The organism is Marinobacterium sp. NO-S09, from assembly GCF_059179545.1.
The window spans coordinates 1,568,011-1,582,049 of the sequence record NZ_CP168954.1 but is presented as its reverse complement, the minus strand read 5'-3'; the positions used below and the strand labels follow the sequence as shown (position 1 = coordinate 1,582,049).

Genomic DNA, 14,039 nt, shown 5'->3' with positions numbered 1-14,039 from the left:
TTCTTCCCAGCAAAATTCAGACCATCAGGAATGACTTGCCATGAAGTCCCGTACGCGTTGTGAGCGCGGGCGGTCAAACACTTCCTCCGGGGTACCGGATTCTTCAATCTGTCCCTGATGCAGGAATACCACCTGACTGGATACCTCACGGGCAAAACGCATTTCGTGGGTCACAATCAACATGGTTCGGCCTTCCTCGGCCAACGAACGCATCACCGCCAACACCTCATTAACCAACTCAGGGTCGAGGGCGGAAGTAGGCTCGTCGAACAACAGGACTTGCGGATCCATCGCCAGTGCGCGAGCAATGGCAACACGCTGCTGCTGACCACCGGACAGGTTGGCCGGATAGGCATCCGCCTTGCTCAGCAGCCCGACCCGCTCCAGCAGCTCTTTGGCCCGGCTGACCGCCTGGTCGCGGGGCTGCTTCAGCACCTGGGTCGGTGCTTCGATGATATTTTCCAGAATGGACTTGTGCGGCCAGAGGTTGAAGCCCTGGAATACGAAACCGACCTGGGCGCGCATCCGCTCAAGCTGGCGACGGTTGCTGGCTTGAAGGTCGCCATCCTTGCCCGCTGTCAGTGCCAACTCTTCACCAGCAAGACGAATCTGCCCCTGACTGGGGCGTTCCAGCAGGTTGATACAACGCAAAAGCGTACTCTTGCCGGAGCCACTGGAACCCAGTATCGAGATCACCTCACCGTCACTGGCGCTGAGTGAAACGCCTTTCAGTACTTCCAGCGAGCCGTAGGACTTGTGAATATCGATCAGTTCTAGTGCGGTCTTCTTTTCGCTCATGGGCAACCCGGTAGGCCATAGGACCTTTGGTCAAATTAAACGGCGGATAGTACTACTTTTGCTGTAAAGCGTCATCTTTTGGCCTCATATTCCAGAAATGTGTCGATTAACGTTTTCTTATGACCTGGCCAAGGCTTCCAGCTCGGCCCCTGTCAAACGGTAAACGGTCCAGCCGTCCATTGGTTTGGCACCCAGCGACTGATAAAAGCCGATGGCAGGCTCATTCCAGTCCAGAACCGACCATTCAAAGCGTCCACAACCCTTGGCGACGGCAATACCCGCCAGGTGCTTGAGCAGTGCCTTGCCCGCTCCGACCTTGCGATATGCCGGCGACACATACAGATCCTCAAGATACATGCCGTTTCGGCCCAGCCAGGTCGAGTAATTGTAAAAGTACACGGCAAAGCCCACCGGCTCACCTGCCACCTCACAAATGACCGCTTCAACAGTGGACTCAGGTCCAAAGATGCTGGCTTGAATATCAGCTTCCGTCGCGACTACCGCCTCCGGCTCTTTCTCATAGGCGGCCAACTCCTGAACGAACCTGAGGATAAGACTGGCATCGTCTGTAGTCGCATTTCTAATTTCAACCGGGTGCATTTCTTTCTCCTTCTATGCTTAGGCCGATAAAACTGGATGTGCGGGCACAAAAAAGCCGGCCCTGTTTTGGCCGGCTATTGTACGTTGCCATGGACTGCATGCCAGTACCCTGTCCTTCTGGCCCGATTTGGTACCGGCGACTCACCCCTCCCCTTTGGCCAACAGCCAAAGCTGGCGACGGTCAACGGTATCAATCTGCTCCTCAGGCAGGTAGCGACGGGCATATTCCAGATACACTTCAGACTCAAGGAACAGCTTGAATACGGCCCGATCCAGATGCCCGTCCCGCGCCATAAAAGCCAGAATCCGCAGCGATTCGGAAAGAGTCTTGGCTTTCTTGTAAGGCCGGTCTGCAGCGGTGAGTGCCTCAAACACGTCAGCCAATGCCATGATACGCTCGGGAATACTGAGTTCGCCGGCGTGAAGCCGACGCGGATAGCCTTGGCCATCAACACGCTCATGGTGGTTACCGGCAATTTCCGGCATGCGACGCAGATGACGCGGCAGCGGCAGGCTTGTCAGCATGCGAATGGTTTGCACAATGTGATTATTGATGCTGAAGCGCTCTTCAGGTGTAAGCGTGCCGTAGCGCTGGGTCAGGTTATAGATTTCGCCCAGATTTTGCTGATGCTCCGGCAACTCCATATCAAAGCCCCAGACATTGTCAGGGTTGCCAGCTTCAACCGGTGGGCGGCGGCCATTCCATGACACCAGATGCTCAGGGCGATCCGACAGTAAAGGTTCGGTAACCGGCAGCTCGCCTTCCGGGGGCATACGATCCAGCTCGATTTCGGCAAGCCCCAAGCGTTTGTCGAAGTTGCGCTCCCAGGTCCGTTGCGCAATACGATGAACGTCGGCCAAATCCTCATCAGTCACTGATTCAGCCCCCAGGTTGAGCCGCGCCACCCGCTCGAAGTCAGCCTGCAGACTCGCCTGCTCCTGCAGTAACCGCTCGTATAAACCGGCTTCGTTCTCCTGCGCCAGTAGCCCCTTCAAATAGCGAATTTCGGCATCACGCCAAAGCACTTCAAAGCGCGTCCGCACCTCATGAATACGGTTGTACAGAGCATCCAATTTAACACTCTTGTCCAGCACGTACTCTGGCGTGGTTATCTTGCCGCAGTCATGCAGCCAGGCCGCCAGATGAAACTCATAACGCTGCTCTTCGCTCATCTGGAAGCGTTCAAACTCACCGTCACTGCTTTTGCATGCCTCATCCACCATCATCTGTGCCAGTTCGGGCACACGTTCACAATGACCGCTGGTATGGGGCGATTTGGCATCAATCGCATCGGCGAGCAAATGCACGATGGCATCCAGCAACCGTTTTTGGGCTTCAATCAGCTGGCGGGTTTCAATCGCCGTTGCCGCCGATCCTGACAGTTCATCGACAAAATTGGCCAAGGCTTGCTGTGCCTTGGGGTCAGTATCGGTAATGCGCAGCACCATAAAGCCAGCCGGCTCAATCTCACGACCCTTCAAGGGCGTGACCAGCCAGTGCCCCTGACCATCCGGCAAGGCTTTTTCCAGCTGCGCGCCAAGCATCTTGCTGTTGTTGCTGTCGCCCTTGACCGTACGCGGCAGGCGTGTGGACTCCTCTTTCCGTCCACTGGCCAGTGTCAGCGTTGAGGTCTCGGGGTCCAGCAGATAGATCGAGCTTTCTTCAGCCTCGATACTGGCCTTTAGGTGTTCAGCCACACCCGGCAGCATGCGTTCAAGGTGCTGCTCACGAGCAAGTGTATGGCTGATGGCCTGGAAGTGACGAATCGCATTCGCCATTCCTCCCAGCACTTCATTGAGCTGGTTAACTTCACGCACACCAGAAGGCTTAATACCCGAGCGGCTGAAATCGAAACGCGCCAGCTCACGCACCCAACTCGACAGTCGATCAAGTGGCCGGGTCAGACGATAAGCCATGGCTGCACCGATAAACAGCGCCAGCAGAGTGATTGAAAGCGCCCAGTATACATAGGCCTGACGCCGGTCCCTGATCCCGGCCAGGAGTTCACTGGCGGGAACGGCCATCAGTAGCTCAAGTGAAGCGCCCTGCATAGCTAACAAAGGTTGTCGCGAACCGAACCACTGCTCTTCGCCTTCGTTAAATTGCACCATGCGGCCACCCAGTTTGGAGACGGCTCTCATCTTTTCGAGTGCGGGTACGCCCAGCTCCCCCAGATTGGCCAGACGCACATCCTTGCCCTGCTGAATCAGCATGGCATTCAGATCCGGCCAGGCCACCACCGTGCCCGTGGGGTCAACAACTACCAGCCGGTGTGCACCTTTGGGCTTAAGCGCAGCCAACTCGCGCGAAATTTCTTCCACCGACGCATCAATGCCAACGACCCCACCACTGGCTGATTGCCGAGACAGGGTTACCCCCACTTCACGGGTGGTAAAAAACAGATAAGGCGATGTCAGTACGGGCTTTGACTTCCCCTGGGCTTCCTTGTACCAGGGCCTGAGGGTTGGATCAAAGCTATAGTCGGGGACCTCTCGCCTTTCCACCAGCGCCATTTTGCTGTCAAAAAACAGCCAGTAACGCTCAACACGATCGGTATCGATATGGTCGACACTTTGCACCATCCACATTGCCTGTTCAGGTGCATTCAATAATTGGCGCACGCGATCAGACTTAAGCTGACGCAGGAGCACAAAATCCTTGTCAGGATAGCCCGCATAGATGGCACTGGTAACAGGGTTGGATTGGAGAACCTGTACCAGTAATGGCAAGCGTTCGAGCCGCTGTTCAAGCGAGCGGGCTTCAAGAAGAGTGTCGTGGACCAGCAGCTGGATACTGTTTTGCACTGGTGCCAACAGGCTCAGATTGGCACTGTCCAACCGCCCGGCAAGGTGTTCAGAAGAGGATTCGGCCGCTTCCAGCAACAGGTCCCGCTGGTCGATATACGCCCGCGTGATGAGAATGGCACTTAGCAGCAGTGTGATGCCCACGATCACCGTGACCATCACCCATTGCAACGGGAAACCGCGTCTGGAAAGCGCCATTTCAAATCCTCTATGAGTGGCAACCAACATCCATGAGGATGAAGTATAGATCAGTCCATAGGCATCAGTTACCGATCATAATAGCGACCCATCGCGTCGATGGGCTTTGTTCCAGCGCAATTTTAACGATCATGGTGAGCGGAATAGACAGGAACATGCCCGCCGGCCCAAACATCCAGCCCCACACCATCAAGGAGAGGAATACCACCAGAGGCGACAACCCCAGCCCTGTGCCCATATAGCGTGGTTCCAGTACATTCCCCATGAGTAAGTTGACAGCAATATAGCCGGCCGCCACCAGCGCTGCATCGGGCAAACCCAGTTGAACAATGGACAGCAGCACCGCCGGCACCGCGGCAATGATCGAACCCACATTGGGAATGAAGTTCATCAGCGCAGCCACCAGCCCCCACAGAGGCGCAAAGTCCACGCCCAGGAACCACAACCAGGTGGTAATCAGAAAACCGGTCGCAATACTGATCGTGGTTTTGATCACCAGATATTTGTTCACCTTACGCACGAAATCATCCGCTTGCTCCAGTGAATGCTCAGCACTGGGCAACGCCTTGTGCAGCTTATCCCCCAGCAGGGTTGCTTCCATGAGCAGGAAGATCACGACAAATACGATCAACATCAGATCCGTCAGCAACCCACCCAGGTTGGTCAGAGCATTGCCTGCCAGACGCATCAAGGAGCCCGGATTAAAGTGATTGAGAAACTGCTCGCGGGTAACAGGCAGCCCAAGACGCTCAAAGAAAGGCAGGAGTTTAACCGCCTCTTCCTGAAGCCGGGCCTGGTAGGTGGGTAGCCTGAGAGTAAAGGTGTCTATCGCCGAGCCGACAAACAGCACCAGTACCCAGCTGAAAATCATCAGCGTAAACACCAGCAGCAGGATCGCCAACCAGGGCGGCACCTTGTGAGAGGTCATCCAGGCCAGCGGCGGGGCACAGATAATGGCGATGAAAATGGCCAGCAGCATGGGCACGACAATCGCTTCAGCCACCTTCAAGGCGCCCAAAACAATCATCAATGCTGCCAGCCCCAGCAGCCATTTAAACCCTGAGGAAAAACTCGCTCCGTTGAAATCCGACATAGGTGACGGCTCCTGTGATCGCAGACCCGGTTCAGGCCTCTTCCTTGAAATGAACTTCCAGCGTTGCTTTTTGCTCAGCGGTCAGGATCTGGGCGCAACCATTGGCAAAATCATAGCGCACCATGTAGGCCTTGCCCCGGGCACCCAGCTTTCCGTCCTGCCAAGCCTCCTGCAGCACCGTGAAAGAACTGTTACCAATTTTGCAGATGAACGTGCGAATCTCGACATCACGGCCATAAAACAGCTCGCCAACAAAGTCGACTTCGATACGCGCCATGATCAACTCCCACTTTTTAGTGTCGAGATCCGGCGTAAAAATTCGAAACAGGTCATTGCGCGCGCCCTCAAACCACTGTGGCAGACGGGTATTATTGATATGGCCCAGCCCGTCAGTGTCGTAAAAAGCGGGTGTCAGGGTTTGCGAGAACATCGTGGTAACTTCCTTTCACTCATATTTGCGCCCAGTATATCAGTGCAGACAGGATTCCCGTCCAGCTTCCACCCGCTCAGGTGCCCGCTTCCTACAACGCTGGCACCTTGAAACGCGTATCCTGGTATTGCATGACAACGGCGCGTGGAATGATGGAAATAACCCTCAACCCCGGGCGAACAAAGTCCTGCTCCCGCATGACTCTCCCCTCATACTTCACCAGACGTGAAGCGGGATCTTCTGCGTAAATATGTACCGAGAATCTCAGCCCCTGCAGCTCCCGTTGCTGCGAAGCCGGTAGTTGACGCAGATATGGCAGTCCCTCGAACGGGTCTGTGCTTATCGACCGGGCTTCCCCCACTGGCTCTTCCACCGGGGCGAACTCGGTCGTGACAGCTGGCGTTTGCTGAGGCGTCAGGTTCCGGTTTTGCCCCCTGGTCGCATCAGCAGAATCGGCCGCAGGCGCTCCTAGCTCAATCCTTACCCCCTTGAACGCCGACACCTTGTCTGTGGCAGAAACACCCTGTGGGGGGGCCGCCGCTGCGACAGGCGGGTCAGTATCAGTTCGATCACCTGCTTTGGTTATTGCCTGCTTCGCATTTTGCCCCTGCCATAACCAGACGCCCAACAACAGCAGGATCAGCACCAGCAGTACGCGACCGAACGTCTTTCCTGACACGGCTTGTGCCGGTTCGGCTGGCACAGCATCAGGTGAGCCACCTCTGTCAGCCTGGCGTTCCGACCGCTGCCGGGTTGAAGCTTTTAGTGCATCGTGGATATAGGACATCTCAGCGGTCCTCACTTCAGCCACTCAAACGCGGCAACTCGGGCTGCAGCAGGCTATTTAGTCGAATCAACGTGAGGGGCCCGGCAATGCCATCCACTGCCAACCCCTGTTGCTGCTGAAAATGTTTGACCTGTAAATAAAGCTGGGCATCGTAGTTCAGCTTTCTATCGGCCTTTTCTCCCCGCTGTTGCGCCAGCTGACGGTTCAACCAGTCGACACCCGCCCCTTGGCTTCCTGGCCATAACGGCCCCGGGTATTCGGGAGGCTGACGCCAAAGCAACGTGAACTGCCCGCCCCACAGCTCCTTCAAGCGTGATACGGGTATCTTGTGGACCTGAGCATTGACAATAACCTCAGCCCACCCTGCTTCCAGCTGGACCAGAAGTGCTTCGTAGTCCTGTTCCTCTGCCTTCAAAGTAATCACTGCAGGACGGTCCAACTGCATGAGCTGTAGCATGGTGCCTTGCATCGACAAACATCCCAGCCCGTGCCGGGCGGCATAGTCACACACGACAGGGTCCTGACGCGGGTCATATTCCAGCTGCCAAATTGAGAACAACTCCATATAGGCCAGTACCCGGGCCAGATCTACATCCTCTGGAACCGGCCATTCAGCATGACTGATTGGCTGCCCATTGGCGAGCGCCGCATTCGCATTGGACACCTGTGTTGTCTCAAGGCCATTGCCGACATCCATGCCCACACCGGAGTCACTGGACACCGCAACATTTTCCAGGCCGGTATCACCTTTTTCCCAGGGGAAAAGCTGCTGACGCAGCACGACAAGGTCTGCCTCGCCAAGCACTGGTGCCTGCTGCTCTTTCACAAACGCCTGCCAACTCAGGTACTCGGGCACTTTCAGCTGCCCACTGAATACTATGGATAACCCCAGCCCGGTACCCCAGCCAAGCAGTCCCAACAAAATGACCAGTGACACCCAAAACAGCATGGAGCGCCGAGGCTGCATACAGGCCCCGCTTTCCTCTCCCAAAACCTCCCTTGCCGCTTTTTGCAGGGTTTTAACCGTGACCTCATTACCGGTTTGAACATAGGTTCCCAGCAAGGCACGGTCACATATTTGATTGATAACCCTGGGCAGACCTGAAGAAAGGCGATAGAGGCAGTCGATGGTGGCGGCGGGGAAAACCGGACGACTGAGACCGGCTACATGCAAGCGATGTTCGATGTAACGTTTCAGATCCGGCTCTGACAAGGGTCCAAGGTGGTATCGGGCACTGACACGCTGGGACAGTTGGCGCAGATCATCACGAGCCAACCGAGTCAGCAGTTCCGGCTGGCCCAGCAGAACAACACGCAGCAACTTGGCTTCACTGGTTTCCAGGTTAGTGAGCAGGCGAACCTGCTCCAGAGCCTCAAACGAAAGCTGCTGTCCCTCATCGATGATGAGCAGGGTGTTGCGCCCCTGTGCATGCTGCTGCAAGAGAAAGTCATAGATCAAGCTGCACAATTGTTTCATGGAGGGTGCAGAGCTCGCCCCTGTCTCTATGCGCAACTCTTCACAAATTGCTTCCAACAGCTCTCGTGGCTCCAGTTGCGGATTCAGAATCAGAGCAAAGTCGGTTGTGTCAGGCAGGTGTTCAATCAAGTGTCGGGAAAGAGTGGTTTTGCCGGTACCGACCTCGCCGGTCAGAAGGATAAAACTGCCATCAGCGGTAATACCGTAAAGCAGGTGTGCCAGTGCCTCTTCGTGCTGCTCACTCATATAGAGATAGCGCGGGTTGGGCGCAATGGAGAATGGGGGCTCCTGTAAACCAAAATAATCACAATACATGACACATCACCTTTCTTGTGCCAGTTTCAGTTAACTATAGCTCCCGCCTGTCATAATTGTGGGCCACTAAGGCTTAAAAGAATTCATTGGAGATGAAAAACAAGCATCATTAATGATAATTTATTGAGTAATATTTCAGTGCTTATTCAATAAACAGACTACACTTTTAATATACAGTGCCCCCGCCCTTCCCGGTTGTTCAGCCGCGAGGTTAATAAAATGAACACCTTAGGAGCCTTGGGAGCTAAACCTTCCGATACTGGCCGCTCAGCAATTTATGTTGATTTATGCAGCGCCAGCAATATGACATTTGATACTGAACACTTCCAGGGATGGTCCTTTCACTCAGTCAACAGTCTGGAGGCAGCGGAAGAGCAGCTGAAAGCCTCACCCTACATGGTCGGCATTACCTGCTTTGACTGGTCAGAGCTCAGCAATAAAAATGCCCTGGTTCAGTTCTTTCAACAACACCATGAAATTGCCTGGATTGCGTTGATCAAGCCCGAGCAGCTCACCGACGTGGATCTGCGCCGACTGCTGTTTGAGAACTTCTACGACTATTGCTCACTGCCGCTGGACGGCAATAAGGAGCACCTCTCGGTCATCATGGGACACGCCTATGGGTTGTACCACTTGCAGCACCTTGAGCAGGTTTCTCAGGAAGCCGACAACCAGTTTCAGATGGTCGGCTCAAGTTCTCAGATGCTCAGTATTTTCAATCTCATACGCAAGACAGCGCAAACGGATGCCGCTGTTCTGATCATGGGTGAGAGCGGAACGGGCAAGGAACTGATTGCCCGGGCCATTCATCAGCGCTCAAGCCGCAAGCAAGCCCCTTTCATCGCCGTAAACTGCGGCGCTCTGCCGGAGAGCCTGATTCAGTCGGAGTTGTTCGGCTTTGAAAAAGGAGCCTTCACAGGTGCGAACCAACGCCGCCTTGGACGCATTGAAGCGGCCCAGGGAGGCTCGCTGTTTCTGGATGAAATCGGTGATTTGGCCAATAACCTTCAGGCACACCTGCTGCGCTTCCTGCAGGAAGGTACAATTGAGCGGCTTGGCTCCAACACCCCACTGGAAATTGATGCCCGTGTGATTGCCGCAACCAATACAGATCTGGACGCAGCAGTGAGGGACGGCAGCTTTCGAGAAGACCTGTTCTACCGACTCAGTGTGCTGCAGATTCGCGTCCCCCCTTTAAGGGAACGAGGCGAGGACAAGGAGTTACTGGCCCGGTTCTTTTTCCACAAGTTTGCCAGTGATCACGGCGGCCACCTCAAAGGCTTTACTCAAGAGGCTATAGAGGCAATTAATCGATACACTTGGCCCGGCAATGTGCGCGAGATGATTAACCGTATCCGCCGCAGCATGATCATGAGTGACAACCACCTGATCACCCCACAGGACCTTAACCTTGAAGCCTTCGCCAGCCACACCTCTGCCAGCGACTGTATGAAAACCCTCGACGAAGCACGTGCCGAGGCGGAAAAAGTGGTGATCGCCCATACCCTGGCGCAATGTCAGAACAACGTGTCCAAAGCGGCAAAGGCACTGGATGTTTCCCGCGTAACCCTCTATCGCATGATCGAAAAGCACCATTTGCACACCAAAGCCGCCCATCATTGAGCAGCCGGCCACCTCTGGCCGCTGTTCATGGCGCGTTACATCCGCAGGCCATTACCGCCCCTCCAACAGGCTAGCAGTGTCACAAGCAATTGAACGTAAAGATATACGGATAAGTTGGCCTGAATCCTGCTGAACTCTCCGGGAGAGAGGGCTTTCCTATGAGACATCTACGCAAGGCATTTTCAACACACCGCTTGATTCGGTCCCAACCGGAGACCAACTCTGCCGATACGCCCCCTTCCGCCAACTCTGCAACCGACCGGGACACCTATGACGCGCCGACCGCCGCGTCTTTAGGTGATACACACTGGCAACGAAAACGGCCCTGGCATGCTGGTGGGAGTAGTCCTGAAAGCCGTTTTGAAAGGCTTATTGCCTTATGGGATGAAACCGAAGAAACATATAGCAAAAAAGTCTAAAAATCCCTCCCCGCCGCTAATTCCTAAAATGTGTAAACCATGGTTTACAACATGTTTATACACTGTCTCTAAAAGACTAACACTTTGTATTTTATTATCGAAAAACCTCCTGAAGCTTTCATTTAATTAACACCTCAAATATAGGAGCTGTTAAATAAATGAAACACTCGATAATTACCTATCAAATATTTAACACAGCTTCAAAAAAGTGTCACCTATACATTTTCCACCTGCCTGATATTATCGCCACCAATTAATTTTGATCAGATTTTAAACACATTTAGCTCATACCGAGTATTTGAAACTGAACACTTGTTCATAATTCGTGTTCAGACCTGTTGCACAACTTGATCAGACGAAGAGTCTGTTAAGCCGCCACTACAAATACTTCGCTTGAGCATTACAGATTTGAGATCCTCTCCCGAAAAGGCACGACTGGAACAGTCACGCAAAGCCATGGGAGAGTCATCCTGGATGACTCTGGCCCGGCTACCGAAGGAGAATACTCACTGAGCCGAGACAGTGCCTGCTCGCATGAGGATCTTGCTGAACTTGATGATTCAGGAGACGAGCATGCTGCAGCAAAGACCTTCCGCGAAACCCTGCCTACTGGCACTGAGCATTCTGGCCACAACCCTGGCCCCCACGGTTCATGCGGCACCAGCTGCGTCCGCTCATGCCCAGACCAACCTGCCGCAGCAAGCCCGCGCTCAATCACAGAACCTGGTAGCCCTGCAAAAACGCTGGAGCAATGAAGGCCAGGTTAATGCGCTACTGTTGGGCAAACTGGTTCAGGAAGCTGACACTCGCCGTGAGACACTGCGTAGCTTGATGCAGCAGCACCCTGAAATCGTTCTGCAGTTAGCTATTCCTGCGCAAAAGCAGATGGCCATGCCTGAGCAGGTCATTGAAAAACTTGAGCAGCGCCTCAGCCTGCAGGGCCAGCTGGAGGTATTTTATGAGGACAAGGAAGACGGTGGCCATCAACTCAAGCACTACCTGAAAACGCCCTTCGGCGAGCGTTTTGAACTGCATTTTGCCGGTAAACCCGGCCAGCTCAAACACGGCCAGGAAGTAGAGCTGGACGGGGTTCTCGTTGCCGGTGACGCCGAGAGTGCAACGGATGGTGATGTGGCACTGGAACCTGGTATGTTGATGCTGGCTGCTGATGGTGGCAGTACTGGCGGCAGCAACGGTGGCACTGCCGCCGACAGCGCGACCTTCGGTGCTCAATCCACACTGGTGATCAACGTCAATTTCAGCGACGACCGATCCGAGCCCTGGACACCGGAGCAGGCACGCAGCACCGTTTTCGACCAGGCCAGCGACTTTATCTACGAGAACTCCTTCGGCCAAACCTGGCTCACCGGCGATGTTACTCCCTGGCTCAACCTGCCGATCAATGGCGCCAGCTGCGATACTACCAGCATCGTCAATGCCGCGATGGACGCTGCCGCCAGCGCCGGGTATGACACCAGCCAGTACAACCGTTTGATCTTCGCCATGCCCAGCACTTCAACCTGCGGCTTTTCGGGCGTGGGATCCGTCGGTGGTACCAACTCTACCATGATCATCAATGGCTCCATGTACTGGTTCACTGTTGCCCACGAAATGGGGCACAACCTGGGCCTGTATCACTCCCATGCGTTGGAGTGTGGCACTGACGTGCTGGGCAGTAACTGCTCCAGTGACGAATACGGTGATGGTGTGGATATCATGGGCCGAGTAAGCGGTCACTTCACTACATTCCAGAAAGAACGCTTGGGTTGGCTCGATAGCCGACATATCCAGACCGTAACCAGCAGCGGCCTGCATGAACTGGAACCCTACGCAGGCCTGCCGGGCAATGCGCCCAAGGCACTGAAAATTGCCAAAGGCACCGATGCCGCTTCCGGTGAGCCGGAGTGGTTCTATGTCGAATACCGTCAAGCTAACGGTTACGACTCTATTTTTGCCAGCAATGCCAATGTACAAAATGGCGTTGTCGTTCACACCGGGATCAGCAACAAAGGCAACAGCAGCTACATGCTGGATATGACGCCCGGCAGCAAGTCTTCCAGCTATACCGACACGCGTGACCCGGCGTTGGAAGTTGGCCAACAGTTCACCGACCCCGATTCAGGCGTCACTCTGGCTACTGAATGGGTGGATGGCACCCTGGCTCAGGTCAACGTTCAACTGGATGGCAGCCCAATCAGTTGCACCCCGGTGCAGCCGACTCTGGACATCACCCCGGGAACTACCGTCTGGACTCAATCAGGTGCTACCCATAGCTATACCCTGACGCTGACCAACCATGACAGTTCAGCCTGCGCCAGCAGTCAGTATTCACTTGCAACCCAGGCCCCCAGTGGCTGGAGCAGCCAGCTTGGTAACACCTCTTTAAACCTGGCGCCGGGTGAAACACAAAGCCTGAGCTGGAGCCTTACCACGGCTGAGAGTGCAACCGATGGTTATTACACCCTGACAGCCAGCGCCACCTCTGGCAGCGTACAGGCGCAGGACCAGGCAACTGTTGTCATCGACAACCCCGTTGCTAACACGGCACCGGTTGCACTGGGTGATTCTGCCAGCACAGCATTTGAAACCCCCGTCACCATTGATGTCTTGGCCAACGACAGTGATGTCGATGGCGACAGCCTGAGTGTCACCTCAGTGAACGCACTGAACGGCACGGCGCAAATCAACGGCGATAACAGCATTACCTTTACGCCAGCCCAGGGGTTCAGTGGCCTGACCAGCTTCAGCTATAGCATCAGTGATGGTCAGGGCGGCAACGACAGTGCCAATTTGAGCATTCAGGTTGAGGCTGCACCTGAGCCCGAACCGGTACCGAATGAAGCTCCGGTAGCGGTCAATGACAGTGCCAGCACCGAATTTGAAACAGCTGTGACCTTTTCTGTTCTTGGTAATGACTATGACCCTGAAGGCGGCAACCTGAGTATCACCGCAGCCGATGCAGCAACCGGCAATGTCCGCATCAATGCCGATGGAACCCTGACGTTTACCCCGGCAACCGGCTTCAGTGGCCAGACCAGCCTGAACTACACCGTGCAAGACCCTGAGGGTGCCAGCGCAACCGCGACTGTCATCATTACCGTTGCAGAGCCGACCAGTGTCAACGAAGCACCAGTGGCTATCGCCGACAGCGTTACCCTGAGTAGCAAACAGAGTGTACAGATTGCGGTGCTTGCCAACGATTACGACCCAGAGGGCAGTACGATTGAAGTCAGTGCATTTACCCAAGGTAATAAAGGCAGTGTCCGTCTGAACTCGGATGGCACCCTGACCTACACCCCAGCCAAGTCGTTCAAACGTGATGACAGTTTCAGCTACACCATCAGTGACGGTGACAAGGCTGCAACAACAACCGTCAGCATCGTCTTGAGCAGTGACTCCAGCAGCGACGGTAGCACTGGTAGCCCGGGCAATGGCAAGGGTAAAAACAAGTAAGCCTTGATATACAAAAAGCCGCGGCGGGTTTCCCCCACCGC

At 54.7% G+C, this 14,039-nt stretch carries 9 protein-coding genes; 2 read left to right on the top strand and 7 right to left on the bottom strand.

What is annotated here, in order from left to right; genetic code table 11:
• Positions 1-24 precede the first annotated feature (24 nt).
• From O3C79_RS07445 to O3C79_RS07415, 7 genes are all read right to left on the bottom strand, one after another.
• The gene (locus tag O3C79_RS07445; RefSeq protein ID WP_494385416.1) at positions 25-798 is read right to left on the bottom strand and encodes an ABC transporter ATP-binding protein; all 774 of its coding nucleotides are present in this window, start codon (positions 796-798) and stop codon (positions 25-27) included.
• A 117-nt stretch (positions 799-915) separates the two neighbouring features.
• Entirely contained in the window at positions 916-1,398 is a 483-nt protein-coding gene (locus O3C79_RS07440) for a GNAT family N-acetyltransferase (RefSeq protein ID WP_494385415.1), read from the bottom strand.
• A gap of 141 nt (positions 1,399-1,539) precedes the next feature.
• Complete coding sequence (locus tag O3C79_RS07435; protein WP_494385414.1) at positions 1,540-4,401, bottom strand: HD domain-containing phosphohydrolase; 2,862 nt, start codon at positions 4,399-4,401, stop codon at positions 1,540-1,542.
• A 64-nt stretch (positions 4,402-4,465) separates the two neighbouring features.
• Complete coding sequence (locus O3C79_RS07430; protein ID WP_010325009.1) at positions 4,466-5,494, bottom strand: AI-2E family transporter; 1,029 nt, start codon at positions 5,492-5,494, stop codon at positions 4,466-4,468.
• 31 nt (positions 5,495-5,525) lie between these two features.
• Positions 5,526-5,924 carry an acyl-CoA thioesterase gene (locus O3C79_RS07425; protein ID WP_494385413.1) on the bottom strand — a complete coding sequence of 133 codons (399 nt, stop codon included), beginning with the start codon at positions 5,922-5,924 and terminating at the stop codon, positions 5,526-5,528.
• A gap of 91 nt (positions 5,925-6,015) precedes the next feature.
• Positions 6,016-6,711, bottom strand: coding sequence for a general secretion pathway protein GspB (locus O3C79_RS07420; protein ID WP_494385412.1), 696 nt, complete (start codon positions 6,709-6,711; stop codon positions 6,016-6,018).
• Between the two features lie 16 nt (positions 6,712-6,727).
• Positions 6,728-8,503 carry an ExeA family protein gene (locus O3C79_RS07415; RefSeq protein WP_494385411.1) on the bottom strand — a complete coding sequence of 592 codons (1,776 nt, stop codon included), beginning with the start codon at positions 8,501-8,503 and terminating at the stop codon, positions 6,728-6,730.
• A 219-nt stretch (positions 8,504-8,722) separates the two neighbouring features.
• Between O3C79_RS07415 and O3C79_RS07410 the strand changes: the two genes are divergently transcribed.
• Both O3C79_RS07410 and O3C79_RS07405 read left to right on the top strand, forming a co-directional pair.
• A complete protein-coding gene (locus tag O3C79_RS07410) occupies positions 8,723-10,126 on the top strand; it encodes a sigma-54 dependent transcriptional regulator (protein ID WP_494385410.1) in 1,404 nt (467 codons plus the stop codon).
• A gap of 992 nt (positions 10,127-11,118) precedes the next feature.
• On the top strand, positions 11,119-13,998 hold the full coding sequence (locus tag O3C79_RS07405; RefSeq protein WP_494385409.1) for an Ig-like domain-containing protein: 2,880 nt from the start codon (positions 11,119-11,121) through the stop codon (positions 13,996-13,998).
• The last annotated feature ends 41 nt before the right edge of the window (positions 13,999-14,039 follow it).

Excerpts from the sequence above, each read along its gene's own strand:
- O3C79_RS07435 (WP_494385414.1), bottom strand. The coding sequence starts at position 4,401 with ATGGCGCTTTCCAGACGCGGTTTCCCGTTGCAATGGGTGATGGTCACG.
- O3C79_RS07445 (WP_494385416.1), bottom strand. The coding sequence starts at position 798 with ATGAGCGAAAAGAAGACCGCACTAGAACTGATCGATATTCACAAGTCC.
- O3C79_RS07405 (WP_494385409.1), top strand. The coding sequence starts at position 11,119 with ATGCTGCAGCAAAGACCTTCCGCGAAACCCTGCCTACTGGCACTGAGC.
- O3C79_RS07410 (WP_494385410.1), top strand. The coding sequence starts at position 8,723 with ATGAACACCTTAGGAGCCTTGGGAGCTAAACCTTCCGATACTGGCCGC.
- O3C79_RS07420 (WP_494385412.1), bottom strand. The coding sequence starts at position 6,711 with ATGTCCTATATCCACGATGCACTAAAAGCTTCAACCCGGCAGCGGTCG.
- O3C79_RS07425 (WP_494385413.1), bottom strand. The coding sequence starts at position 5,924 with ATGTTCTCGCAAACCCTGACACCCGCTTTTTACGACACTGACGGGCTG.
- O3C79_RS07440 (WP_494385415.1), bottom strand. The coding sequence starts at position 1,398 with ATGCACCCGGTTGAAATTAGAAATGCGACTACAGACGATGCCAGTCTT.
- O3C79_RS07430 (WP_010325009.1), bottom strand. The coding sequence starts at position 5,494 with ATGTCGGATTTCAACGGAGCGAGTTTTTCCTCAGGGTTTAAATGGCTG.
- O3C79_RS07415 (WP_494385411.1), bottom strand. The coding sequence starts at position 8,503 with ATGTATTGTGATTATTTTGGTTTACAGGAGCCCCCATTCTCCATTGCG.